Here is a 24,207-nt window from a genome sequence, read left to right as displayed (position 1 = left end):
GAACTTTTTATTTGGGGTGTAATAACTTCTACTCCCCTTCAGGGGGCTGGGGGGCTCGGGCTTGCACCCGGCTTCGTACTTATATTCCAAATCTTCTCCGCTTTTCTTCCTATCAACCAAAACGACAATGCCAGTATCGAGAAGAACAGCGTTTTGTTAGTGCCCTCCCAAAAGTATTCGAAGTATTTGGTGTAGAGGAATATGATGAGGAAAGTGATACCGAACTCGCGGGCTATTACATCTTTAGTTTTTAAGCCATAAAGCAGGAACGCCCCGGCAACTACTGCCGATATAATACCCCAGTAAAACAGGCTGATCTGTTTAATGGTCCACCATATATCGAGGCTACCGTAATTGCCGAATATACTGAGCAGCCAAAGCGACATGAACAGGTACAACATCCCTACCACATAGGTGATCTCCCAAAAGAAAGCGAACCATTTTTTCCCTTTCAGGATATGGCAGGCTGCTACTGCAAGCAAGCCGAACAACACAAAACGCAGCGGGTAGTTCATGCCCAAAAAGTAAAGTGCCCAATTGGTTTGATACCCAGTTTCGGTACCGAACCAACTACCCAGCGATACAAGTGCGAATAACCATATCAGTCGCGAACCCATCCGCCAGGCCAAAAAGCCATAAACAAATACCGACACCAAAAATAGCAGGGAGTAATGCCCCGAGCCATTATCGAAAGTTTTGCCCAGGTAGGCTATGCAGCAAGCCGTAGAGAGCACGCCGGTAAATATTACAGCTTCGTTACTGAAAACCTGTTCGGGATAAAGTCTTTCGCGCCTGCGCCCCAAGTAGAATAAGCCAACGGCAGCGGCGGCAGAAAGGATACTGATCACGATATCGGGAGTATCGTACAGTTGCTTCATCCAGTTGATTACGGCATCATCCACTATGAGCGAACCGGCAGCCACTACCCCGCATATTAGCGCCACCCAAAAAGAATACTTGGCTAAGCGCATCCAGTCAAAACCTTTTACTTCGAAAGAGTTGCGGAGTTTTTCGGCCTGGGTTGCGTCAATAAGGTTATTCTTTTCCCAATGGGATATGGTATCGTTTAAAAATTCGCTTTCTTGCCGGTCGAGGTTTAGTTTGGTCATAGAATACGAATATGCGATTTAATTTTTAATTAACATAAATTTCGCAACGGGCTATTTAACCACAGAGAACACAGAGGTTACGCGGAGGTTCGCAGAGAGCCTTGCAAATTGGCTAATGAGTTTAAATAACACTAATTTCTCGAATTGATTCGAATTGCACGAAACATCGCGGGCTATTTAACCGCAGAGAACACAGAGGTTACGCAGAGGTTCGCAGAGAGCCTTGCAAATTGGTTAATGAGTTTAAATAACACTAATTTCTCAAATTGATTCGAATTGCACGAATGCTACATGTCGAAGGCGTACACCGTGATAATTGTGCTTCTGTGCAATTCGCCTTAATTGGTGGAATTCGTGTTTATTATGTATTAAACTGCGGCCCATCCATCACCAATAGAGCTTGCACGCTTTCTTTGTCTTTGCCTAACTGCACCACCAGTTCGTCTAACGACGAAAAGCGGATATCCTCTCGTACAAAGTGCAGAAATTCCATGCGGAGTTGCTTGTTGTATATGTCGCCGCTGAAATCGAAGATATTTACTTCGATATTGCGCGTCATGCCGTTAACCGTAGGGCGGTGACCAATGTAGGCCATGCCTCTATAATTGACGCCCTCTACCTTTACTTTTACGGCGTATATGCCATCGTCGGGTATCAGTTTGTAGCGTTCTTCTACCATCAGGTTAGCCGTGGGATAACCAAGCTGGCGGCCCAATTGGTCGCCGCGGATAACTTTGCCGGTAATGAAGAAGGGATAACCCAGGCATTCGTTAGCGGTTTCTACTTCTCCATCCAGCAGAGCGGTGCGTATGCGGGTGCTGCTGATGGCTACATCGTTAATGTCCTGCTCGGGTATTTCCAATACTTCAAAACCATATTCGGGGGCCAGGCGCAGTAGATCCTGCAGACCGCCTTTTCGGTCTTTACCAAAGCGGTGGTCGTAGCCTATCACAATGGTTTTGGTTCCTATCTTTTTCACCAGCACTTCGCGGATGTATTCTTCTGCCGTTTGGTTACTAAAATCGCGAGAGAAAGGCGTAATTATCAGGTGGTCGATACCCAATTGCTCCAACAGCTCGGCCTTTTCGTTTATGGTGGTGATGAGTTTAATGTTCTCGTCCTCGGGGTGCAGTATCATCCGTGGATGCGGAAAAAAGGTAAGGATAACCGTTTCGGCATCCTGCGCCGCCGCCAGTTCTTTAAGGCGCGATATGATCTTACGGTGCCCTATATGTACGCCATCAAAAGTACCGATGGTAACAACGGCATTTTTAACGGGGGTAAATTCATCTATATGATGATATATCTTCATAGTGTATTACGCAAAGGTAAACGTAGAAAACAAAAAGGGAAAGCTTTTTATTGGCATTGCAATTAATGGCCAATTATTGATGCATCTCCGGCTGCCCCTGCCGACTTCAAATCTCTAATAGTATTCACCAACTCCATCACCTCGTGCGCATCATCTATACGGTAGTTACCGCTGCGGGTACGGCGCAGGCGCGAAAGGTAGGCACCATTGTTAAGCGCGGCACCAAAATCGTTAGCCAGTGAGCGAATGTAGGTGCCCTTGCTGCACACCACCCTAAAATCAACTTCTGGTAACTCGATACGGGTTATCTCAAACTCGGTGATGGTAACGTTACGCAGGCGCAACTCTACCTCCTCACCGCGGCGGGCTTTTTCGTACAGGCGTTCGCCATCTATTTTTATGGCCGAGTGAGCGGGCGGGTACTGTTGTATATCGCCCATAAACTTTTTGCAGTTCTCTTTTATCTGTTCTTCGGTAAGGTGACTAAACTCAAATTTAGCTTCCGGCTCGCTTTCCAAATCATAAGTGGGCGTTACCGAACCTAATACCATAGTACCGGTATATTCTTTTTCTTCGGCCTGGAAGGAATCTATCTGCTTGGTCATTTTACCGGTGCAGATGATGAGCAGTCCGGTGGCCAGAGGGTCCAAAGTACCGGCGTGGCCTACCTTCAACTTTAGTGGTTTAAAGGCATTGCGAATTTTGCCCACTACGTCGAAACTTGTCCATTTGTAGGGCTTGTTTACCAGTAATAGCTGGCCATCGGCAAATTGTTGTATGTTAGTGAATATAGTAGCGCTCAAAACAAAAAATTAAGCGGCAAAGGTAAGGTTTTTATGGGCGAATTTTTCTGAACTCGAATTCAACGAATTTATAGAATAAACAGAATGCAGTTCAGACAAGTCGGTGAAATCAAAAACCATCGGTGGAATCGGTGCAGATAAAATTCGAGTTCATACAAACAACCGCAAACAACAAAAAAGCGATGCCCCTTCTCGAAACATCGCTATTCTATTTTCTTTTTAAGAATACCCTTAAATAATCTCCAGATTATGCCCGGTCAGGAACAGGATAATGATAACCCCGCCTACCAAAATACGGTACCAGCCAAACAGTTGGAAACCGCGTTTCTCTAAAAAGGTGATGAATGTTTTAATGGCCAACAGCGCAACTATAAACGCTACCACGTTACCAATGGCTAACATTTTTATTTCTTCGCCTGTGAAAACATGCCCCTCTTTTATAAAATCGAGCAGTTTTTTTGCGGTTGCGGCAAACATGGTTGGCACGGCCAAAAAGAAAGAGAACTCGGCGGCTGCCTTGCGGCTTAACTTTTGCGACATACCACCCACTATAGTAGCGGCCGAACGCGAAACGCCGGGTATCATGGCGATACACTGGAAAAAGCCGATCTTTAAAGCAGTAAGGTAATCTACGTTCTTCTCCTCCTTAACATTCTCCTGGTTAAATACTTTATCTACAAACAACAGGATGATACCACCAATGAACAGCGTGATACCCACGGTAAGTGCGCTTTCCATCAACTCATCTATCTTTTTGCTGAACAGCAAGCCAAATACAGCGGCCGGAATAAAGGCTACAACGAGTTTAAAATAAAAATCGAGCGTTTGGAAGAAGCGTTTCCAGTAAAGCACTACTACCGAAAGGATAGCGCCTAACTGAATGGCAACGGTAAAAAGCTTTACAAAATCATTGCTTTGGATACCCATTACAGATGAAGCAATGATCATGTGGCCGGTTGATGAGATGGGCAAAAACTCGGTGATGCCCTCAATTACCGCAAGGATAATTACCTGTATTAAGCTCATGCTTTTTCGGCAGGTTTTTTAAGTATCGCGTAGAAGCCTAAACCGAAGCCTGCCAATACCACTATCGGCGCTATTACAATTTTGGTATTGCTGTAAATGTCGGTAGTGCCGCTCATTAGTATAAAACCGAAAGCAACCACAGCAATGCTGATGATAAGCCAACGATAATTTTCTTTACCGAACACAAATTGCGCCGGGCTGGTGGTTTTCAGCGATTGCGGGCTTGCCGTTGTTTTAACCGGTGCTGCCGGTTTTGCTGGTTGCTGTGCCATGTATCTTATTGAGTGATTTTTTAATGAATTATCCGGTGAATAAGCGATAGCCACCTCAACACCAATGAACTAATGAATAAATTACCTGTAAAGGTCGTATATTTTTAAGCGCAGGAATTTGTTTACCGCCAGGTAAGTACTCACGGCCGACATAAACATGCCTATACCAATAATTCCCAGGAAAACTACACCGAACTCGGTGTAATCGCGCAGAATGACCAGGTCGGGGATTTGCTGGTAGGCGATGTACAACGTGCCTATCAGTATAACAATGGCAATAAGCCCACCTAACAACCCGTGCCAAATGCCATAAAGCAAAAACGGCTTGCGGATAAAGCCTTTTGTTGCGCCAACCAACTGCATTGATTTGATTAGGAACCTTTGCGAGTAAATGGCCAGCCTGATAGTGTTATTAATAAGCGCTACTGATAGTACCACAAATATGCCGGCAAAGGCCAGTATCACCAGTATAATATTGGTAAGGTTTTGGTTCATTTGGTCAACCAGGCTTTGCTGGTATTTTACCTCTTTCACCAACGGGTTCTTCATTAGCTCGGCTTTGAATTTTTCTATGCCGGCGTTGTTGGCGTAATCGGCCTTCAGGTAAACATCAAGCGATTGCGATAGCGGGTTGTAACCCAAAAACTTCACAAAGTCTTCGCCCAAATCTTTCTGCAGGTTACGGGCAGCCAGTTCTTTACTCACATACTGGGTTTGTTTAACCATTACGTTACCATCCAGTTGTTTCTGAAACTGCAGCACATCGGTTTCGTGCGCGGCATCGTCCATAAATATATTGAGTACTATATTTTCCTTCACATAGCGCGATAGCTTGTTGGCTTTCACCAATATCAGGCCCAGTAACCCTATCATCAACAAAACCATGGCAATACCAAACACGGTAGAAATGTATATCGTTTTGGTTTTACGTGCCGATGCGCTTGATTCAAATTCTTCCATGCGTTTTAGATATGAGATGTGAGACATGAGATAACCTCAACGCAACACATTAAACCCTATTGTTTGCGAAAATAGCAAACCTGCTTTAAAGGTAAAAGTTTATGCTGGATAATTAACAATAATTAACTACACGATGAGCGGATGGAAAGAAAAGGAACAGGATTAAGGGATTAAATGATTAGTCAGGATTTTTTTGTTTGTCAAGTGTCACGTCCTGAAAAACGCTTACACTTTTTAAGGTGTCATAGCTGAAAATCCTGACTAATCTTTCAATCGCTAAATCCTGTTAAAATTCCGGTCAACAAATAAAGACCACACCTGTTAATCGTGTATGACAACACCAGCAAACAACCACGATAAACCATCCCCGTCAGATACACCTACCGAAAGGCCTGCAGACGAGGGGCACGAAAGCGTTGTAAAAAACAGCGACAAGCAATACCATGCCGACGAACCCGCGCAAAAGGACATCGCTAAAAAGCACGAGAAGGAAGAGCAACCGGTAACACCTGTTAAGGATGCGCCGAAGGAGAACCAGCCCGATGCATCTGACGATGGTGCACGCCGACTGGAATCCAAATAAGCCCTAAACGGGTTTAGCTATACCTGCTGAATTAAACTGCAGATCGTATAGTTTACGGTAATAGCCGTTCTCTATTTTCAGCAATTCCTGGTGGGTACCGCTTTCCATAATTTCACCATGATCAAGTACTAATATTTTATCTGCATTCTGGATGGTTGATAAGCGATGGGCTATCACTATAGCCGTGCGCCCCTGCATCAATTTGTTGATGGCGTTTTGTATCAATAATTCGGTTTCGGTATCAACCGACGAGGTGGCCTCGTCCAGCACCAAAATTGCCGGGTTATACACCAATGCACGGATGAACGATATTAACTGCGCTTGCCCTGCAGAGAGGGTTGCCCCCCGTTCCATTACATTATAGTCGTACCCGCACGGTAAACGTTCGATGAAATCATGCGCACCTACGTCCTTGGCTGCAGCAATAATTTCTTCGCGAGTAATGTTTTCGTTATTCAGGCTGATGTTATTGCCAATGGTATCGGTAAACAAAAAGACATCCTGTATTACTGTGGCTATTTTCGAACGCAGATAATCTACTTTGTAATCGCGGATGTCATGCCCGTCGACCGTTACGCTGCCCTTCCCAATATCATAAAAGCGGTTGAGGATGTTGATGGTTGACGATTTGCCTGCGCCGGTAGCACCGACTAATGCCAGCGTTTCGCCGGGCTTAATGTGGAAGTTTATGTTTTTAAGCACCCAATTCTCGTCGTTATAAGCGAACCACACATCTTTAAATTCGATATCGCCCTGTAAAACTGGTGGGGCCAGTTGCCCATCATTAGGAGCCACATCGTCGGTATCCAGCACTTTAAAAATACGGTCGGCCCCTACCATCCCCATTTGCAAGGTATTAAATTTATCTGCCAGCTGGCGTATAGGGCGGAACAGCATATTTAGCAGCACAATAAAACTGGTGATGAGGCCCGGCGTAATGCCATGCTCGGATGCCGAGATGGCATGCAATTGCTGATCGTTAAGTATGCGTTTGCAACCATACCAAACCAACAGCGCCATACAAACGGCGAACAATATCTCCACCACCGGGAAAAAGATAGAATAATACCAGTTTGAGCGGATGTTGGCATCGCGGTATTTCAGGTTCACGGCTTTGAATTTGCGCATCTCCTGTTCTTCGCGGGCAAAGTATTGGATAATGCTGATACCGCTGATGTGCTCGGCCAAAAAGGTATTCAACTGCGCTACCTGTGTTCGTACCTCCTGGAAGGATGATTTGATGGCCTCTTTAAAGACATAGGTTGACGCGAACAGGAATGGCATCGGTATCAGGGTAATGAGCGCCAGTTTCCAATCCTCGTGCAGCATCCAGCCAATAACGGCGATAACCAGCAGCATATCGCCCATAATGGAGATAAGCCCTTCCGAAAATATATCGGCAATGGTCTCCAGGTCGGATACCGTGCGGGTGATAAGCATACCAATGGGCGTGCGGTCGAAATAGCGCAAGCGCAAACTGGTGATGTGGTTGAATACATCCTTCCTGAGGTCGCGGATAACCGATTGGCCAAGCGAGTTGGTGAGGTAGGTTTGGTAATATTGCGCGATGGTTTGAATAAGCAGCTGCCCTATCATCAGCTCTACCATAAAAACCAACCCCTGGTAATCGTTGGCGAGGATATACTTATCCAGCGTGAGTTGTATCAATATAGGCTGCAGCAAAGCCACCACCGAGAGGAAGATAGTAAGGAAGGCCGCTACTACAAAAACCATTTTATAAGGCTTTACATAGTACATAATGCGCGAAAGCAATTTCCAATCGAAGGCTTTGCCGGTAACAACTGCGGAGCCCCCCCCGCCTCCGCTGGTTAGCGGAGGAGTTTTTGAAGTACTTTTGTTATCTTGTTTTTCTTCTTTACTCATTACTTATCAAATTTCCATTCCCCCTTCATGGGGTTAGGGGGCTTAAGGGTTATAGGTACAGGTACTTCACCTCGGTTAAATACAAGCCGCAAGCCGGTACACTTGTTCCGGCATTGCTGCGGTTTTTACTTTCTATAATATCGCGCACAGCTTCGGGTGGTATTTCGCCTCGGCCAACCATTATTAGCGTACCTACTATGGCCCTCACCATATTACGCAGGAACCTATCGGCCGATATTTTAAATACAATGCCTTTTTCCGTCGGTTCCCATGCCGCATTTACAATTTTACAATTATTGGTTTTAACCTGCGTATTCGATTTACTGAAACAGCTAAAATCTGAGTATTCCATGATAATTGCGGCAGCGCGGTTCATCAACTCCAGATCGGGCGTATCGCGCAGCAACCACGAATAGCCGTGCCTGAAAGGGTCTTTCTGAAAATGGATATGATACTCGTAACTACGTAAAGTAGCATCGAAACGGGCATGCGCCTCGGGTTCTACGGGGATAATGCGTTTAATGGCGATGTCGTGTGGAAGAAGAGCGTTGAGGCCTTTTTTGTCCATGGTCCATGGTCTATGGTCCATGGACGAATGATCAAAATGCACAAAGTACTCTGTAGCGTGTACGCCGGTATCCGTTCTGCCGCAACCTGTGGTTTCTATAGGTTGGCGCAACAAGGTAGATAATGCTTTGTTTAGCAACTCCTGAACCGTAACAGCATTGGGCTGTATTTGCCAGCCATGGTATTTGGTACCATCGTAAGCAAGTTCAATAAAATAGCGTTGATATTCTGCCACGGGGCAAAGGTAGTAAAGCCGTGTGTAAATGCAGGTGGTTTTGGTTATCTGCTAAGAATTGCGCGTGAAAATAAATTTGTTCCGGTGAACAATTAAAACCGCCACAGCAAAGGACAATACTACACCTAAAAAACCAGCCATCGACCAATCCATTAACTGGCCTGCAGGATCGTCGCCAAACATTAAAAACGGACTAAACAAAATCTGTGGGGTAACTGCAACACCCAGGCCAACAAAGCCCCAGGCAATTGTATTACGATGAAGCTTATGCCCAAGATAGGCGTAAACCGAAAAAATGATAATTGCGAGAAAGGCCATTGCGATAATAATTGGTAAAGTAAATATACATCCTTATTTCATCTTTTATAGGCTATTAACAAATTAGTTTTGCCAATTATTAAAAAAATTATCTTTGTGCCCATACTCAACAAACCATGATACAACGCATACAAAGTATATACCTCTTCGCGGCCTCGCTTGTAATGTTCGCCTTGTTTTTATTTCCGGTAGCGCACAACCTTTTTGTTGATGGTAAACTGGTAAACGTAAGCGTAACTGGCGTTTCGGAAATTGTGAACGGGCAAGAGAAAACCATCGAATCTTTCCCGGCATTGACGGCCATTACAGCCATCATAGGTTTAGTACCGCTGGCGATTATTTTTCTTTACAAAAACCGCAAACAGCAAATCACCTTATGCTACAGCGCTATATTGGCACTTATAGGCTACAGCTTCTGGATGGCTCAAACTGTAAAAAAAGTAGTTGGCCCTATACAATTGGAATATAAGAATATGGGGATAGGGTTGGTTTTAACTTCGCTAAGTATCATCCTTATCATATTTGCTTTTAAAGCTATTCAGCGGGATGAGAAGTTGGTGAAGTCGGCGGATAGGCTGAGGTAAGCTTGGAATCCGAGGTTAAAAAACGCTCAGCAACTTTTCCGGATTCTGCCTGCTATCGAATATCGTAAGGATTTTGACGGCATCCGGGGTCACAACAAAATAAATCACATTGTGCTTTGTGAGTACACAACGCTGCACTCTTTTCACTTTATCTATATAGGGGTATATATCAGGACTATCCAGTATAAAATTACAAACCTGGTTAAAACGTTTTATAAAATCATTGGTTACCTTTTCGTTCCAATCAGATAGAAGATATTCAATTATTGTTTCATAGTTAGCCAAAGCCAGCGGCATTAAAATGACTTCCTTAGCCATTTAAGCCGTACTTTTCTTTGATCCTTCTATTCACTTCAGCCAAAGGCGTTCCTAATCCCATTTCAGCTTGTTCAAGCCCCTTATTTATCAATTGTTTGTGCAATGCCGGTAACGAATCCCATTCTTCAATTTCAACCTGGCTATTAAGATAATTGGTTACCAGCCCATAAAGCTTAGTTATTTGCTCATCATCGGCATGCTCGATCTTATCAAGCAAATCACTTTTTAAAACAGCTGCTTCCATACCACCTCATTTTGTTTGTACTCAAATATACAAAAATCCATCTTTGAAATATTCCCTACTTTTTTGCGATCCCACTTCCAAACAGAGCGAGGCTTCCAAATTGGAAGCCTCGCTCTGTTTATTCTCATTGCCGTTGCGTTTATTGCAAGGCGGCTAAACCCCTCCCTGCCTTTGCATACATCCTACCGCACCCCTCCCCAAGGAGGGAATTATTTCGTCATTTAAAGACTTATTAGTATCTAACTCGCACTAAACCCAATCGGTGGAATCAAATCCAATCGGTGGAATCCCAGCCTTAGGCTTCCATCATGCTTTCGCCGGTTACGGTAGCTTTTATTTTGCTTTCCAGTTCCTCGGCTAATTCAGGGTTATCCAGTATCAATTGTTTAACAGCATCGCGGCCCTGGCCAAGGCGGGTATCGCCGTAGCTGAACCATGAACCTGCTTTTTTAATGATGTTGTATTCTACACCCAAGTCGATAATTTCACCAGCTTTAGAAATACCTTCACCGAACATGATATCGAACTCGGCTATACGGAACGGAGGTGCCACTTTGTTTTTCACAATTTTCACCTTCACGCGGTTACCTGATACTTCGTCGGTGTCTTTTATCTGCGATATACGGCGTACATCTAAACGTACCGAAGCGTAGAATTTAAGGGCGTTACCACCGGTAGTAGTTTCGGGGTTACCGAACATTACACCTATCTTATCGCGCAGCTGGTTAATGAATATACAGCAGCACCCGGTTTTGCTGATGGTACCGGTTAGCTTACGTAAGGCCTGCGACATTAAACGGGCGTGCAAGCCCATTTTCGAATCGCCCATTTCGCCTTCTATCTCGGCTTTTGGCACCAGGGCTGCCACTGAGTCGATAACCAAAATATCGATAGCACCCGAGCGGATCAGATTGTCGGCAATTTCTAAGGCTTGCTCACCATTATCGGGCTGAGAGATGAGCAGGTTCTCTACATCTACACCTAATTTTTTAGCGTAGAACCTGTCGAACGCGTGCTCCGCATCAATAAAGGCAGCAATACCACCTTTTTTTTGTGACTCGGCAATAGCATGAATAGCCAGGGTAGTTTTACCCGACGATTCCGGGCCATATATTTCAATGATACGGCCTTTTGGCAAACCACTTACGCCCAAAGCAATATCCAAACCCAACGAACCGGTTGATATTGTTTCGGTTGCCTCAATAGCTTGTTCGCCAAGCTTCATGATGGTGCCTTTTCCGTATGATTTTTCCAGCTTATCAAGGGTAAGCTGTAGTGCCTTCATTTTATCTGTATTGCTCATCTCTATGTTTTTCGTGAAACAAATATAAACAGTGTTTTTATTATTTGCTAATTATTTTAGTATTTATTTGAAAATATTTTTTGCTTAGCCGCCCCGTGGATGGGCCCGGCAATGATTTGGGTTGCAGCTTAATTATTATCCTGCTTGTCCACACTCCGCTTTTTCAGCTCCTTGCTTATTGCGTTCAGCGCCTTTTTCTTTTTGGCTTCTTTAGCTTTCTTCTGTTTAAGGGCTTCAGCTTTTAGTAGTGCAGACTCGGTGTTGTGTTGCTCGTAGTATTTGCAGAACCAGGTTAGCGGGCAAATATCGCATTTAGGGCTGCGGGCAACGCAAATATAGCGGCCATGCAGTATCAACCAGTGGTGTGCTATAGCCAGGGTATTCTCGGGCAGGTTCTTTACCAATTGTTTTTCGACCGCCAGCGGAGTGCTTGCCTTCACCAGCCCAAGGCGGTTTGCAACTCTGAACACGTGCGTATCTACTGCGATAGCCGGCGCCTCAAAAACTACCGACGCTATCACATTGGCCGTTTTACGCCCAACGCCGGGCAGTTGCTGCAATTCTTCTATACCCGAAGGGACTTCGCTGCCAAATTTCTCTACCAACATTTTGCCCATGCCCGCCAGGTGCTTTGCTTTATTATTAGGATAGCTTACACTGCGTATGTAGGTAAATATCTCATCAGCATCAGATGCGGCCAAAGCCTCGGGCGTAGGGAAACGCTCGAACAATTTGGGAGTGATCATATTGATGCGCTTATCGGTACACTGTGCAGAAAGTATCACAGCCACCAGCAATTCGTAGGGGTTGCCATAATGGAGCTCAGTTTCGGCTCCCGGCTGGTTCTTCTGAAAATATTCTAAAAAATGGCGGTAGCGTTCGGCTTTCAGCATTTAGTTTATTCGTTCATTGGTTCATTAGTCATTGGTAACTAAGTGGTGAACGGTTACGCAATATTCATGATTTGTTGGCAAAGCAGCAAGTATGCCGCGCATAAACTTATCAGTTGCACACCAATGAACCGGTGAACCAATAAACTAAAAATAGAAAGGTTCATAAACCAAACTTCAGGCCTTGCCGGCAGAATGGTCTATGAACCAGTTTCGGGGGTGCGATGCACTTAACGCAGGCTCTTCGAGTAGTCGAGTATCTGGTGGATGGTTTGCGGTTTTGGTTTCTTTTTCAGAAGATCCAATTCGGCATGGATAGAGTGGTAGAATATCACTGTATCGGCATCCAGATTTTCTTGTGTAAATAACTCGTTCATCTGAGCATGATTAGTGTCCGCGTAAAAATTTGTAGTAAAGGTTTCACCCATAAGCTATTTTTGTTTTTTGTTATGTAAATAACGACAGTTAATTTCAATTATTTTATAAAGATGAAAATTAAATGAAATTTTTTTCATCTTGCTAATCAACTGATGCTCATCGCCTATACGCACACTCATTGCGTTTAAACGACACGCTTAATTGCTATTATTTTTACAACGCAAGGGAGTGGCGGAAAATTGTAATTGGAAGGAAAATGTTACATGAATGTTACTTTTCTGAACTCGAATTTGGGGGAATTTTTAGAATTATACAGAAGGGAAAAACTACAAGACTGTTGATTCTAAAAATTCGGAAAATTCCATAAAATTCGAGTTCAGACAAAATAAAAAAAGCCGCCCGTGAAACGAGCAGCTCAAATATCTTCTTCTAACCTCTAACTAACCAGCCTCTAACCTCTAATTCTTGAGACTCAACTCCTTCGTCTGCATCATTTTGCGCAGGTTGTTAAGGGCGTAACGCATGCGGCCAAGGGCAGTGTTAATGCTTACATCAGTAACGTCGGCAATTTCTTTGAAGCTCATATCGCCGAAGTGGCGCATGATTAGTACTTCTTTTTGCTCGGCGGGCAGCAATTGTATCAGGGCTTTTAGGTCTTTATGGGTTTGTTCGCGCACCAGTTTGTCTTCAGCGCTTTCGTCATAATTGCCCAACACTTCAAAAATATCAAAGTCGTCGCCATTGCTTACCATTGGCGCGCGTTTTTCGCGGCGGAAATGGTCTATCACCAGGTTGTGCCCAATACGGGTTACCCATGGTAAAAACTTGCCCTCTTCGTTATATTTGCCGGCTTTTAGCGTATTAATAACTTTAATAAAAGTATCCTGGAAAATATCTTCGGCCAAGGCTTCGTCTTTAACGAGCAGGTAAATAGAAGTGTAAATTTTGGATTGGTATCTTCTGATGAGCTCCACAAGTCCTGCTTCGTCACCGGCGATATATAGATGGATTAGATCCTGATCACTTTTCAATTGAAAATCCATAGAGAGCTACTAATAAACTAAATTAAAATCTTTTGCGTTATTAAAAGTAGAGTTCTATCTATAGCGTTTCTGTTAGGGGTTAAAAAATGTTACCCTCAAATATAATGATCTTAAAAATAAAAGCAAATATTTTTTAGAAGGGCTATTGTCATGCCTTTATCACAATGCTCACCTGTCAGTATATTGCAAGTATTCATTTTAACGCCTCCGCTATTCCACAACTCATTTGCAAAAAGCTAAATATTTTAGGATTTTTGCATTCGCAAACGGTTCATGGTTAATAGATCATAGTTCATGGCATAATGCACTATGTAAGAACAAATAAAGGTTAATAAACCTTTAATGTTAGATGGTTCCCCAAAAAAAGGTTTAACCCAATAACAAACTATTTTTACTATGATCTATGAACCATCAACAATGAACTAATTTAACAATGACCAAAGAAGCCGAAAAAGACCCGCAAAAACATATCATCATAAAAGGGGCCAGGGTACACAACCTGAAAAACATGGATGTGGCCATCCCCAAAAACAAGCTGGTGGTGGTTACCGGCATGTCGGGTTCGGGTAAATCCTCGCTCGCCTTTGATACGCTGTATGCCGAAGGGCAGCGCCGCTATGTAGAAAGCCTGAGCAGCTATGCGCGCCAGTTTTTGGGGAGGATGAATAAGCCTGATGTAGATTACATTAAAGGTATTGCCCCGGCCATAGCTATAGAGCAAAAAGTAATTACCAGTAACCCGCGCAGTACCGTGGGCACCAGTACCGAGATATACGATTACCTTAAGCTGCTTTTCTCGCGCATTGGTAAAACTATATCCCCCATTTCGGGCGAAGTGGTGAAAAAGGATAGCGTTACCGATGTGGTGAACTTTGTAATGAGCCTACCTACCGATACGCAGGTGACTATCCTTTGCCCCCTGCATCCGCATAATAACCGCAGCCTGAAAGAAGAACTGGCGGTGCTGATGCAGAAAGGCTTTATCCGTGTGGAATATAACGGTCAGTTAAACCGCATCGAGAGCATGCTGGAAGACGAAACAGTTGCCAACGTTGCCTTTGGCGACGCACCCGAAGCAAAACCTAAGAAGGGGAAAGCCAAGGTAGCCGAAGAACCCGAAGCCCCTTTAGCTGCAAATGATTCTTTGAAAATAGTTATTGACCGCATAACCAAAAACGACGAGGACGAAACCATAAGCCGGCTTGGCGATAGTATACAAACTGCCTTTTTTGAAGGCAAAGGCGATTGCTTTGTACGCTACCGCGAACCGGAAAGTGACGTAGAACAAGAACGCTTCTTTTGCGACCGGTTTGAATTAGATGGAATTCGCTTTGAAGAACCATCGGCAAACTTCTTCAGCTTTAACAATCCTTATGGTGCCTGCAAACGCTGCGAGGGCTATGGTAAGGTGATAGGTATTGACGAGGACCTGGTTATCCCCGACAAAAGCAAAACCGTGTACGAGGGCGCTATTGCCCCATGGCGCGGCGAAAAAATGCGCGAATGGAATGATAAACTGGTAAAAAGCGCCATCAAGTTCGATTTCCCTATACATCGCCAATACAACCAGCTTACCGAGGCACAACAACGCCTGCTTTGGGATGGTAACCAGTACTTCCGCGGGCTCGACGATTTCTTTAAAGAGATGGAGGAGCAAACCTATAAGATACAGTATAGGGTTTTGCTATCGCGATACAGGGGTAAAACAACCTGCCCCGAATGCAAAGGCAGCCGCCTGCGCAAGGATGCCACTTATGTGAAGATAGACGGCAAATCGATAACCGATGTGGTGTTGATGCCATTGGATAGCGCATTGGAATTTTTCGGCAGCCTGAATTTAAGCCCAACCGATGTAAAAGTGGGCAAGCGCTTATTGCTGGAAATAACCAACCGCCTGCGTTTTTTAAATGATGTGGGGTTGAGTTACCTCACGCTAAACCGCTTATCGAACACCTTATCAGGTGGCGAATCGCAGCGTATAAACCTGGCAACATCGCTGGGTAGTAGTTTGGTGGGTTCGGTATATGTGCTTGATGAACCAAGCATAGGGCTTCACCCGCGCGATACGCAACGGTTGGTGGGCGTGCTTAAATCGCTGCGCGATGTGGGTAATACTGTACTGGTGGTTGAGCACGAGGAAGAAATTATGAAAGCTGCCGACCACATTATTGATATTGGACCTGAAGCCGGCACCCATGGAGGCAACCTGATATTCACCGGTACTTACGACCAGATCATCACCGACGATGATAGCTTAACCGGCAAATACCTCAGCGGCCGCGAATCTATCGCTATCCCTACCCATCGCCGTAAATGGAACGATTATGTGGAGATAAAAGGCGCACGCGAAAACAACCTGAATAACGTGAGCGCTAAATTCCCGCTGGGTGTGCTTACCGTGGTTACGGGCGTATCGGGCTCGGGTAAAACCAGTTTGGTGAAACGTGTACTTGCCCCCGCCCTGCAGAAAATATTAGGTAACTATAATGGTGAGCAGACCGGCGCCTTCGATAGCGTAGAGGGCGATTACGCTAAAATAGAACAGGTAGAACTGGTGGACCAAAACCCCATCGGCCGTTCGTCGCGCTCTAACCCGGTTACTTATGTAAAAGCCTGGGATGAGATACGCAACCTGTATGCCGCCCTTCCAGCCGCAAAAGCTGCGGGATTGAAGCCATCGGCATTCTCTTTCAACGTAGAAGGCGGGCGCTGCGATGTTTGCCAGGGCGAAGGCGAAGTGAAGATAGAGATGCAATTTATGGCAGATATCTTCCTCACCTGCGAATCCTGCGGAGGCAAGCGCTTTAAGCAGCATATTTTGGATGTGCAGTACAACGAAAAGAACGTTTCGGAAGTTCTGGAACTTACCATTGACGAAGCGCTTATCTTCTTCGCTAAGGAGCCTAAGATATTGGCCAAAATAAAACCTTTGGTCGACGTGGGATTGGGCTACGTACAGTTAGGTCAATCGAGCAATACGCTATCGGGTGGCGAGGCGCAACGTATTAAGCTGGCATCGTTCCTGGTGAAGGGCAACAATACGCATAAAACGCTTTTTATTTTTGATGAGCCCACCACAGGACTGCACTTTGCAGATATCAAGAAACTTTTGAAATCCTTCGATGCTTTATTAGACCATGGCAACACCATTATTGTGATAGAGCACAATATGGATGTGATAAAATGTGCCGACTGGATAATAGATATCGGCCCCGAAGGCGGTAACAAAGGAGGCAACGTAGTATTTGAAGGCACCCCCGAAGGGTTACTGAAACAGAAAGGTAGCTTTACCGGGGAGTTTTTGAAGGAAAGGTTCGAGTAACGGTTAGAGGCCAAGCCGAAAAAAAGCAGCGGGAATGCGCGATTCCTTCCTTGGGGAAGGTGGAGGAAGGGGTTTAGCCAATAATGCATATTCGAATTGCATATCGGCTAAACCCCTCCCTGCATTTGCGCTCATGCCCTACACGCCCCTCCCCAAGGAGGGAATTTTAAATGCCGCCCTTTGTCAAGCCTCTATCATTTTGATTTTCCCGAATACCTCAGCACTAATTACCCCGTATATACATTTACATATGAAAAAGATAACCCTATTTATAGCCTTGCTTATAACAGCAGGCACTTCGGCATTTGCGGGGAAGCCTGCGAACAGCAAACCGAAGCTTGATACCGCTACATTTGCCACCGGTTGCTTTTGGTGCACCGAGGCCAAGTTTAAACAATTGAAAGGCGTTACGGCCGTAACATCGGGTTTTACCGGCGGAACTACCGTTAACCCCAGCTACAAAGAGGTTTGCACAGGCAACACCGGCCATGCCGAAGCATGCAATATTGTGTACGACCCAAAGGTAATTACCTACGATGAACTACTTGCTGCCTTTTTTGTAGCACACGACCCTACCCAGCTTAACCGCCAGGGTAATGATGTAGGCACGCAATACCGTTCAGCCATATTTTACCACAATGCTGCCCAAAAGCAAAAAGCCGACTATTACATTGGTAAACTGAATGCTGAACATGCCTACAAAAGCAAAATAGTTACACAAGTGGTGCCCTACAAAGTGTTTTACAAAGCCGAAGACTATCACCAAAACTACTTCGCTTTAAACGGCAAGCAGCCCTATTGCAAGTATGTGATACAGCCCGAGCTGGAGAAATTTAAAAAGGTATTTAAAGATAAATTAAAGCACTAATGAGATATTTGATAGTATTGCTGTCGGCCTTCCTGCTCATAAACACAGCCAATGCCCAGCAGATAAAATCGGCCAACGGGCACCAAAATAACCCGTACTATTCCAATACCGACACCAAACACTTAAATGTGAGCAATGCCGAGTGGAAGAAGATATTGCCAAAAGACCTGTATGCCACCGCCCGCGAGCAAGCCACCGAACGCGCCTTCACCGGCAAGTATTGGAATCAAACTGCCAAAGGCACTTACTACTGCGCAGTATGCGGCAACAAGCTTTTCCGCAGCGATGCTAAATTTGCAAGTAACTGCGGCTGGCCAAGTTTCTTCGAGCCATCGCGCAAGAATGCCGTAGTTTACAAAGAAGATAAATCGTACGGTATGGACCGCACCGAAGTTATTTGCGCCCGTTGCGACTCGCATCTTGGCCATATCTTCGATGATGGCCCCGCCCCTACCTATAAAAGGTTCTGCATGAATTCCATCTCACTGGATTTTCAGCCGGATGCTTTAGGGAAGTCTTCGGGGTTATAAAAACATAATACTTATTAGCAAGCCCGTGATCTACCAGGCGTTTCTACGGAACGCGGGAGGGTTACGGGCTTTTTGCTACCAACCAGGCATTCCGATGGGATGCAGAAGCGCCTACTCTTACCCATTGGTGATAACTAACAATGAATTAGCTCGTGCCGGTAGGCACGTCTGGTTGGTAGAAAAAATAAAAGCAGCATTCACGTTCCATCGGAACGTTTGGTGAGAATAGCGAGGAGATAGGGTATCACCATCAAAGAGAAATGGCTATAAACGACAACGCCCGTTGCCGGGCAATAAATAGCTGCAAAGGTAGCAGCAAAAGAAAAGTAAAAAGTCGATAGAGAGCTTAATCGCCGCCACCGCCGCAACCACTACAGCCGCTGCACCCCGAACTGGAGCAACCTGAACATCCGCTACTACAACCGCTGTGCCCACCATCTCCTCCATGATGCCCACTATCGTGCCCGCCTTGGTGAGAGGCATCGCCCCCACAGCCGGCAGTACTGCAACCGCTGCCATCATTTCGTTTTCGTTTCCCGTTGTGTTCTTCAGGGTTCGATTCCCATTTGTACACTCCGATAGTTATCGCTATAAATATGCACAGCATAAATAGAAATGCGCCATAATCTGCGATCGCCTGGATGAACATACCGCAAATACCAAACACCACAGCTAATACCAGGAATGCCGTTATTGGTATCCTCGGCTTTCTGATCACCCAATTACGCTTCATGTTTACCCGCTGAAAATCGATATCGGAAAACCGTTGCTGGTTATTATGCCAGATATCCTCGGGTGGTGCGGTTTCAAAGGCATCGATGTAAAGAGTTTGCGATGAGGTATAAAAGCTATCGAACTTCTTCGCCTCCTGTTCGCCGCCTTTGGTGGGGTTGTGGTGAACTTGCCTGCCAAGGGTATTCTGGCACAAATCAACCCAGTAACTTCGGGTAAAGGTAAGGTGCAGGTGCCAGGCCTGGTCTACCGGGTCAGATGGGGTAACGCCGGTTTCGGTGATGCAACACAGGAAGATGAACTTCTTATATTCTGCTATCACGCGGTTGGTGTAATTGCAGCTCCAGCCATTCTCCTTGGCGAGCCTTTGCGAAAAACTGAAGCTTACGCCGGGTTCATCCAGCGCAAAGGCATCAATCTTCTGCCATAATTCTTTTTCTTCTTTCGTCATTTTAGTATGTATAAATTAGCTAAAGCTAATCAGAAAGAAGATTCGTCGAATTAAGTAATTATTAAATTATCGTTATTTAATGTTAGGTGAATATTAAGGCGTCAGCAAGTGATGAGTTATTTCAATTGCACCTCGATCGTTCTATTTTCGATATCCAACGACACCCAGTTTAAGGAAGATGCATCCGGCAGGCAATCCGAAAGTTCGTCCCCATCTTTGCATTTTTTTAAAGATTGCAGGCCTAATTTAATTGTCATCTGATATTTATCCTGGCCGCTTTCCCCTATGAAAGCTTCTGTCTCTATAGTGTGATTAGTGAATATGTGCTCCCTGCTCAGTTGCATATCGTCGGTTGGTATCAATACACCATCGCACCAAATATGCTTAATAATCTTATCTGTTGAGTTTCTGAAAGCTTCACTTAAACGATACTCTAATTCGTAACAAAAGCTTTTATCAAAAGAACTATTAATGGTATTTGCCTGTTCCAAAAAACGATCCGCTTGCTCCTTTACATAGTCAAGGTAATTGCTATCCTTAAAGGGGAACCATTGCTCCCGTAATTCGGGATAATTATGCAGCAGGTTGTTAAAATTGGCGAAAGGCTTTTTTCGGGATAGCACGCCAATAAATTTATTGTGCGTAGGGATATGGTCTATTCCGTGAACAAACCGCTCCATTACTTTGAAAGACTGATGGCTGTCTAAAGCATCAAACTCGAAATAATCGCCTGGGTTATCATTTACTTTTTGTGCAACATCTTCCCAAAGATCAAACACATCAGAATCTTCCACCCCATTCGGATAAGACACTATTTCGCCGGTGTTTTTGTTATAAAAACACAACATTCCCATTTGCAACTCACCGGCAATTTCCTTTAACGCTTGTTCACCCAGCGGTTCTACCATAGCATAAATGTTAAGCCACAAATATAAAAGGTTAAATCATGTAGCAATACTTGAATAGGTTTCAATGTAATACCTACTTCTTCTCATACGGAAATGGCAGCCTCATCCTTATCTCGCTATCCTCGCCGGTTTTGTTGATGTATTTGGCGGCTTTCATCACGCGCAGGGCTTCTTCGTCGCAGCCGTAGCCTAAGCCTTTCACCACCTGCACATCTTTAGTATTGCCATCTTTATCAATGGTCAGCTGAACGGTAACGGTGCCTTTAATATTGTTGGCCTTTGCGGCTTCGGGGTAATTCAATGCGGAGAAAATAGCTTCGTCGCCACCAACGGCTTCAATGGGCGACTCCTCTCTTTCCTCCCGGTGGTAATACATACTCTCGGGGTTGGGTTTATCTGCAGTCGGTACTTTGTAAACGATGTTCCACTGCTTTAAGTAAACTGCCAAGGGCGGCATACCTATCTTCGCTCTTCGCTTATCTACATTCGGCTCGTCTTCAATCGGATATACCTTTACTCCATCTTTAGTTTCGTGCATTTGCGAACCATAGATCTGTTTTTTGCCACGACCGGTGCGTACCCTATCTACCAATATGGCTAATGATGCTGCACGCAATTCGCCTTTATTAGCAGCTTCCGTTATCAGGGGTAGGTATTTCTCTTGTGCCGGCTGGTCGTTATGTTGTATCACCATAAACGCGTACGACTGGCGTTCCTCTCCCACCATCGATTTGCCGGGATAGCCGTACTGTGCAAATATCTTCTCCACCTTGGCTAAATTCTGCAGGTCAATCACCGATTGCTTGGTCATGTTACTTTTGTCCAGCTCGGGGTTATTTTTACCAGCCTCCTGCATCGCTTTGCTGCGGTATTGCTGGTCGGCAGCGTAGATGGAATCTAATTGAGCAATGAGTTTTTTATTGGTTTGGGCGAAAAGCCCGCCGGCTAACAAGAGTATAAAAACGGTGAGCGAAATGCGTTTGTAGAGTTTCATTTAATAAATAAGGTTTTTTCTTTTTTAGATATTTTGGGCGTTTTAAAGTTACAACAGGCGCGCCATTTCTTATCAAAAGTCTGCCGAATAATCATCATATTTAAGCTCTCTGTAATTCGGCTCCGGCAATGCTTTTTAACTCCGTACAGTTTCTATTCTTTTTCGCAGGAGTAACATCGCTATATTTTATCCTGCCGCATCGTTTCCGCTGGATATTGCTGTTATTAAGCAGTTGCTACTTCTACATGTTTTTTAAGCCCGTTTACATTTTAATAATGGCCTTTACCATTGTTATAGATTATTTTGCCGGGCTGCAAATAGAAAAAGCAACGGGTAAAACCCGCCGAAACTACCTCATCATTAGCATTGCGGCCAATGTGCTTGTACTGGCCATTTTTAAATACTATAATTTCTTAAATGACAACTTTACCTGGCTGTTAAACAATGGCGGCTATCATAACCCTATTCCCTACCTCAGCATATTGCTGCCTATAGGTTTGTCGTTCCACACTTTCCAGGCCATGAGCTATACTATTGAAGTATACAGGGGCAAGCAAAAAGCCGAAAAACACTTTGGCATTTATGCTTTATATGTAATGTTTTATCCGCAATTGGTTGCCGGCCCAATAGAGCGCCCGCAGAATATACTTCATCAGTTTAAGGTTGAGCACTATTTTAATTACGAGAGGGCAACTCGCGGGCTCCGGTTTATGCTTTGGGGCTTTTTTTTGAAAATTGTTATAGCCGATAATATGGCGCTTGTTGCCAACAATGTTTTCGATAAATACGAACACATGGGAGGCTTGGCTACGCTTATAGGTACCATGGCCTTCACCATACAAATCTTTTGCGATTTTGCAGGCTACTCGAGCATCGCCATAGGTGCCGCGCTGGTAATGGGCTTTACATTAATGGCAAACTTCAGGCAGCCTTATTTGGCTGCTTCTGTATCTGATTTTTGGTCGCGCTGGCATATATCGCTATCCACCTGGTTTAAAGATTATTTGTATATCCCCTTGGGTGGCAACCGGGTAGAGGTGCCGCGTTGGTGCCTCAACATATTAATTGTATTTGCCATAAGTGGGCTTTGGCACGGCGCCAGCTGGACGTTTTTGATATGGGGCGTATTACACGGCCTTTTACTCATCATCGAGCGCATATCCAAACCATTGCGCAATATGCTGGCATCGGCAATTGGCTTAAACAAGCTTCCGATATTTACGCGCATTATTAAAACGCTTATCGTTCTTGTTTTGGTAAGTATTGCCTGGATATTCTTCAGGGCCGAAACATTGCACCAAGCTATATTTATGATCAGGAACCTGTTTGAGGGAAACTATATAGCAAACGACGGGAGGAACGCCATATCGCCCTGGGGTGCGGACACATTCTCTAAATTCCCGATACTGGCTGCGTTATTTATACTCGCATTAGAACAATTTTACCGGGAATTTGGGTGGAAAACCGGGAGTGTTGCTGTACGGCGTAACTTGTATTTGCGGTGGAGCATCTACCTGTTCCTGCTTTTTACCATATTTTTATTTGGCGCCTACCAGGGCGTGCGGTTTATTTATTTTCAGTTTTAAATGGGTGTATTTTTTAAAAAGCTTGCCGCTTTCTTTGTTATTTCGTTGCTTTTGGCTTTTGCCTGGCAATGGGTAATTGATAGCGGTCTTCGCAAATCTGCCTATTCTGAAAATTATAAAGAGTGGTACGATATTTACAACGGCAACATTAAAGCTGATATCATTTTCCAGGGATCATCACGGGCAAGGGCGCATTTCTCTCCGTATGCATTCGAAAATGCATTTAAGCTTGATGCGTATAATCTCGGTATAAATGCTTCTTCGTTTTCGATGCAGCAATACCGGTTTAAAGAGTTTTTAAAGTACAATAAAAAGCCCCGCTACCTTATACAGGCGGTTGACCATCTTTTACTGGGAAGCCCCGGTTATGTAGATAATGCGCAGTTTATTCCGTACCTAAATAAAGGTGTTATTAACGAGTTACAAGGCCAAATCATTTATGGCTACACCGACCTTTACCTGCCTTTATATAAATACCACAGCAGCCCGGGCGCAGCAGCTACCGGCATTCATAATTTTTTGAATAAATCGGTTGCGGATAACGGCACTTACCGTGGCTTTATGAGTTACCAGGGTGAATATGATCCCGCTGCGATGAATGCGTTTCTGCACAAATACCCCCACGGCACCGATACGGCCCTACCAACGGCAGCAGAGTATCAAAACTTTGTAGATTTTATACAGTATTGTAAAAAGGAGAACATAACCCTGATACTGGTTTGGACGCCGACTTTAAACCGCTATCAAAACCTGGTACACAAAAGGGAGGCTGTAACTAATATGTACAAAGCCCTCGCAAAAAAATATAGGCTTAGCTACCTGGATTACAGCAAACTCCCTATATGTAATGACAGCACCATGTTTCACGATTATTTCCACCTGAATAACACGGGTGTAGAAATATTCAACAAACAGCTAACAGAAGACCTTAAAAGCATTATTCGTTAACAAAAAAAGCCTCCCCGTTTCCGGAGAGGCTTTGAAAAT

25 protein-coding genes are annotated in these 24,207 nt (G+C 44.6%); 7 read left to right on the top strand and 18 right to left on the bottom strand.

Annotation, left to right across the window (positions count from 1 at the left end; genetic code table 11):
• Positions 1-38: 38 nt before the first annotated feature.
• The 6 genes from BC343_RS26190 to BC343_RS26165 form a co-directional block, all read right to left on the bottom strand.
• Positions 39-1,109: a DUF2157 domain-containing protein gene (locus BC343_RS26190; RefSeq protein WP_078350771.1), complete on the bottom strand. Its 1,071-nt coding sequence runs from the start codon at positions 1,107-1,109 to the stop codon at positions 39-41.
• Positions 1,110-1,470: 361 nt separating this feature from the next.
• Positions 1,471-2,421: a bifunctional riboflavin kinase/FAD synthetase gene (locus BC343_RS26185; protein WP_078350770.1), complete on the bottom strand. Its 951-nt coding sequence runs from the start codon at positions 2,419-2,421 to the stop codon at positions 1,471-1,473.
• A gap of 62 nt (positions 2,422-2,483) precedes the next feature.
• Positions 2,484-3,224 carry a tRNA pseudouridine(55) synthase TruB gene (gene truB / locus BC343_RS26180; protein ID WP_078350769.1) on the bottom strand — a complete coding sequence of 247 codons (741 nt, stop codon included), beginning with the start codon at positions 3,222-3,224 and terminating at the stop codon, positions 2,484-2,486.
• A 231-nt stretch (positions 3,225-3,455) separates the two neighbouring features.
• On the bottom strand, positions 3,456-4,250 hold the full coding sequence (locus BC343_RS26175; RefSeq protein ID WP_078350768.1) for an undecaprenyl-diphosphate phosphatase: 795 nt from the start codon (positions 4,248-4,250) through the stop codon (positions 3,456-3,458).
• Positions 4,247-4,522, bottom strand: a complete 276-nt coding sequence (locus BC343_RS26170; RefSeq protein WP_078350767.1) for a DUF3098 domain-containing protein — start codon at positions 4,520-4,522, stop codon at positions 4,247-4,249. Before BC343_RS26170 ends, BC343_RS26175 begins: the two co-directional genes overlap by 4 nt.
• 81 nt (positions 4,523-4,603) lie before the next feature.
• The gene (locus tag BC343_RS26165) at positions 4,604-5,482 is read right to left on the bottom strand and encodes a cell division protein FtsX (protein WP_078350766.1); all 879 of its coding nucleotides are present in this window, start codon (positions 5,480-5,482) and stop codon (positions 4,604-4,606) included.
• Between the two features lie 331 nt (positions 5,483-5,813).
• On the opposite strand from BC343_RS26165, the gene BC343_RS26160 reads away from it, so the two are divergent.
• Positions 5,814-6,065: a hypothetical protein gene (locus tag BC343_RS26160; RefSeq protein WP_078350765.1), complete on the top strand. Its 252-nt coding sequence runs from the start codon at positions 5,814-5,816 to the stop codon at positions 6,063-6,065.
• Between the two features lie 3 nt (positions 6,066-6,068).
• Here BC343_RS26160 and BC343_RS26155 read toward each other — a convergent pair whose 3' ends face one another.
• From BC343_RS26155 to BC343_RS26145, 3 genes are all read right to left on the bottom strand, one after another.
• On the bottom strand, positions 6,069-7,823 hold the full coding sequence (locus BC343_RS26155; RefSeq protein ID WP_238381875.1) for an ABC transporter ATP-binding protein: 1,755 nt from the start codon (positions 7,821-7,823) through the stop codon (positions 6,069-6,071).
• Positions 7,824-7,998: 175 nt separating this feature from the next.
• Positions 7,999-8,751, bottom strand: a complete 753-nt coding sequence (gene truA / locus BC343_RS26150) for a tRNA pseudouridine(38-40) synthase TruA (protein ID WP_078350762.1) — start codon at positions 8,749-8,751, stop codon at positions 7,999-8,001.
• A 51-nt stretch (positions 8,752-8,802) separates the two neighbouring features.
• Complete coding sequence (locus tag BC343_RS26145; RefSeq protein ID WP_078350761.1) at positions 8,803-9,069, bottom strand: hypothetical protein; 267 nt, start codon at positions 9,067-9,069, stop codon at positions 8,803-8,805.
• A 116-nt stretch (positions 9,070-9,185) separates the two neighbouring features.
• Between BC343_RS26145 and BC343_RS26140 the strand changes: the two genes are divergently transcribed.
• Positions 9,186-9,653 (top strand): DUF4293 domain-containing protein, encoded by a 468-nt coding sequence (locus BC343_RS26140; RefSeq protein ID WP_078350759.1) that lies wholly within the window; start codon positions 9,186-9,188, stop codon positions 9,651-9,653.
• 15 nt (positions 9,654-9,668) lie between these two features.
• On the opposite strand, the gene BC343_RS26135 is transcribed toward BC343_RS26140, so the two are convergent.
• From BC343_RS26135 to BC343_RS26110, 6 genes are all read right to left on the bottom strand, one after another.
• Positions 9,669-9,971: a type II toxin-antitoxin system RelE/ParE family toxin gene (locus tag BC343_RS26135; protein WP_078350757.1), complete on the bottom strand. Its 303-nt coding sequence runs from the start codon at positions 9,969-9,971 to the stop codon at positions 9,669-9,671.
• On the bottom strand, positions 9,964-10,215 hold the full coding sequence (locus BC343_RS26130; RefSeq protein ID WP_078350756.1) for a hypothetical protein: 252 nt from the start codon (positions 10,213-10,215) through the stop codon (positions 9,964-9,966). The genes BC343_RS26135 and BC343_RS26130 overlap by 8 nt, the downstream gene beginning before the upstream one ends.
• A gap of 295 nt (positions 10,216-10,510) precedes the next feature.
• Positions 10,511-11,518, bottom strand: coding sequence for a recombinase RecA (recA, locus tag BC343_RS26125; protein WP_078350754.1), 1,008 nt, complete (start codon positions 11,516-11,518; stop codon positions 10,511-10,513).
• Between the two features lie 128 nt (positions 11,519-11,646).
• Positions 11,647-12,411: an endonuclease III gene (nth, locus tag BC343_RS26120; protein WP_078350753.1), complete on the bottom strand. Its 765-nt coding sequence runs from the start codon at positions 12,409-12,411 to the stop codon at positions 11,647-11,649.
• A 227-nt stretch (positions 12,412-12,638) separates the two neighbouring features.
• Positions 12,639-12,785, bottom strand: coding sequence for a hypothetical protein (locus BC343_RS31145; RefSeq protein WP_156088776.1), 147 nt, complete (start codon positions 12,783-12,785; stop codon positions 12,639-12,641).
• Between the two features lie 459 nt (positions 12,786-13,244).
• On the bottom strand, positions 13,245-13,829 hold the full coding sequence (locus BC343_RS26110) for an RNA polymerase sigma factor (RefSeq protein WP_078350751.1): 585 nt from the start codon (positions 13,827-13,829) through the stop codon (positions 13,245-13,247).
• A 433-nt stretch (positions 13,830-14,262) separates the two neighbouring features.
• Here BC343_RS26110 and uvrA point away from each other — a divergent pair, with 433 nt between their 5' ends.
• The 3 genes from uvrA to msrB all read left to right on the top strand — a co-directional run bounded on the left by uvrA (position 14,263) and on the right by msrB (position 18,549).
• Entirely contained in the window at positions 14,263-17,151 is a 2,889-nt protein-coding gene (gene uvrA / locus BC343_RS26105; RefSeq protein WP_078350750.1) for an excinuclease ABC subunit UvrA, read from the top strand.
• A gap of 250 nt (positions 17,152-17,401) precedes the next feature.
• Positions 17,402-18,019 (top strand): peptide-methionine (S)-S-oxide reductase MsrA, encoded by a 618-nt coding sequence (gene msrA, locus BC343_RS26100; RefSeq protein WP_078350749.1) that lies wholly within the window; start codon positions 17,402-17,404, stop codon positions 18,017-18,019.
• Entirely contained in the window at positions 18,019-18,549 is a 531-nt protein-coding gene (gene msrB, locus BC343_RS26095) for a peptide-methionine (R)-S-oxide reductase MsrB (protein ID WP_078350748.1), read from the top strand. Before msrA ends, msrB begins: the two co-directional genes overlap by 1 nt.
• Positions 18,550-18,895: 346 nt before the next feature.
• Here msrB and BC343_RS31475 read toward each other — a convergent pair whose 3' ends face one another.
• The 3 genes from BC343_RS31475 to BC343_RS26080 all read right to left on the bottom strand — a co-directional run bounded on the left by BC343_RS31475 (position 18,896) and on the right by BC343_RS26080 (position 21,634).
• Positions 18,896-19,732 carry a glycine-rich domain-containing protein gene (locus BC343_RS31475; protein ID WP_202909868.1) on the bottom strand — a complete coding sequence of 279 codons (837 nt, stop codon included), beginning with the start codon at positions 19,730-19,732 and terminating at the stop codon, positions 18,896-18,898.
• 116 nt (positions 19,733-19,848) lie between these two features.
• Complete coding sequence (locus BC343_RS26085) at positions 19,849-20,640, bottom strand: UPF0158 family protein (RefSeq protein ID WP_078350747.1); 792 nt, start codon at positions 20,638-20,640, stop codon at positions 19,849-19,851.
• 73 nt (positions 20,641-20,713) lie between these two features.
• Entirely contained in the window at positions 20,714-21,634 is a 921-nt protein-coding gene (locus BC343_RS26080) for an energy transducer TonB (RefSeq protein WP_078350745.1), read from the bottom strand.
• Between the two features lie 275 nt (positions 21,635-21,909).
• On the opposite strand from BC343_RS26080, the gene BC343_RS26075 reads away from it, so the two are divergent.
• Together BC343_RS26075 and BC343_RS26070 are read left to right on the top strand one after the other, a co-directional pair.
• Entirely contained in the window at positions 21,910-23,220 is a 1,311-nt protein-coding gene (locus tag BC343_RS26075) for an MBOAT family O-acyltransferase (RefSeq protein WP_238381872.1), read from the top strand.
• Positions 23,221-24,168 carry a hypothetical protein gene (locus BC343_RS26070; protein ID WP_078350743.1) on the top strand — a complete coding sequence of 316 codons (948 nt, stop codon included), beginning with the start codon at positions 23,221-23,223 and terminating at the stop codon, positions 24,166-24,168.
• Positions 24,169-24,207: the final 39 nt, after the last annotated feature.

The organism is Mucilaginibacter pedocola, from assembly GCF_002013915.1.
Taxonomy (GTDB): domain Bacteria; phylum Bacteroidota; class Bacteroidia; order Sphingobacteriales; family Sphingobacteriaceae; genus Mucilaginibacter; species Mucilaginibacter pedocola.
This window is presented reverse-complemented; position numbering and strand designations above follow the sequence as displayed.

Excerpts from the sequence above, each read along its gene's own strand:
- BC343_RS26110 (WP_078350751.1), bottom strand. The coding sequence starts at position 13,829 with ATGGATTTTCAATTGAAAAGTGATCAGGATCTAATCCATCTATATATC.
- BC343_RS26085 (WP_078350747.1), bottom strand. The coding sequence starts at position 20,640 with ATGGTAGAACCGCTGGGTGAACAAGCGTTAAAGGAAATTGCCGGTGAG.
- BC343_RS31145 (WP_156088776.1), bottom strand. The coding sequence starts at position 12,785 with ATGAACGAGTTATTTACACAAGAAAATCTGGATGCCGATACAGTGATA.
- BC343_RS26165 (WP_078350766.1), bottom strand. The coding sequence starts at position 5,482 with ATGGAAGAATTTGAATCAAGCGCATCGGCACGTAAAACCAAAACGATA.
- BC343_RS26130 (WP_078350756.1), bottom strand. The coding sequence starts at position 10,215 with ATGGAAGCAGCTGTTTTAAAAAGTGATTTGCTTGATAAGATCGAGCAT.
- BC343_RS26190 (WP_078350771.1), bottom strand. The coding sequence starts at position 1,109 with ATGACCAAACTAAACCTCGACCGGCAAGAAAGCGAATTTTTAAACGAT.
- msrB (WP_078350748.1), top strand. The coding sequence starts at position 18,019 with ATGAGATATTTGATAGTATTGCTGTCGGCCTTCCTGCTCATAAACACA.
- BC343_RS26135 (WP_078350757.1), bottom strand. The coding sequence starts at position 9,971 with ATGGCTAAGGAAGTCATTTTAATGCCGCTGGCTTTGGCTAACTATGAA.
- BC343_RS26160 (WP_078350765.1), top strand. The coding sequence starts at position 5,814 with ATGACAACACCAGCAAACAACCACGATAAACCATCCCCGTCAGATACA.
- msrA (WP_078350749.1), top strand. The coding sequence starts at position 17,402 with ATGAAAAAGATAACCCTATTTATAGCCTTGCTTATAACAGCAGGCACT.
- BC343_RS26140 (WP_078350759.1), top strand. The coding sequence starts at position 9,186 with ATGATACAACGCATACAAAGTATATACCTCTTCGCGGCCTCGCTTGTA.
- BC343_RS26070 (WP_078350743.1), top strand. The coding sequence starts at position 23,221 with ATGGGTGTATTTTTTAAAAAGCTTGCCGCTTTCTTTGTTATTTCGTTG.
- BC343_RS26170 (WP_078350767.1), bottom strand. The coding sequence starts at position 4,522 with ATGGCACAGCAACCAGCAAAACCGGCAGCACCGGTTAAAACAACGGCA.
- BC343_RS26185 (WP_078350770.1), bottom strand. The coding sequence starts at position 2,421 with ATGAAGATATATCATCATATAGATGAATTTACCCCCGTTAAAAATGCC.
- nth (WP_078350753.1), bottom strand. The coding sequence starts at position 12,411 with ATGCTGAAAGCCGAACGCTACCGCCATTTTTTAGAATATTTTCAGAAG.
- uvrA (WP_078350750.1), top strand. The coding sequence starts at position 14,263 with ATGACCAAAGAAGCCGAAAAAGACCCGCAAAAACATATCATCATAAAA.
- BC343_RS31475 (WP_202909868.1), bottom strand. The coding sequence starts at position 19,732 with ATGACGAAAGAAGAAAAAGAATTATGGCAGAAGATTGATGCCTTTGCG.
- BC343_RS26080 (WP_078350745.1), bottom strand. The coding sequence starts at position 21,634 with ATGAAACTCTACAAACGCATTTCGCTCACCGTTTTTATACTCTTGTTA.
- BC343_RS26155 (WP_238381875.1), bottom strand. The coding sequence starts at position 7,823 with ATGTACTATGTAAAGCCTTATAAAATGGTTTTTGTAGTAGCGGCCTTC.
- BC343_RS26075 (WP_238381872.1), top strand. The coding sequence starts at position 21,910 with ATGGCCTTTACCATTGTTATAGATTATTTTGCCGGGCTGCAAATAGAA.
- BC343_RS26145 (WP_078350761.1), bottom strand. The coding sequence starts at position 9,069 with ATGGCCTTTCTCGCAATTATCATTTTTTCGGTTTACGCCTATCTTGGG.
- recA (WP_078350754.1), bottom strand. The coding sequence starts at position 11,518 with ATGAGCAATACAGATAAAATGAAGGCACTACAGCTTACCCTTGATAAG.
- BC343_RS26175 (WP_078350768.1), bottom strand. The coding sequence starts at position 4,250 with ATGAGCTTAATACAGGTAATTATCCTTGCGGTAATTGAGGGCATCACC.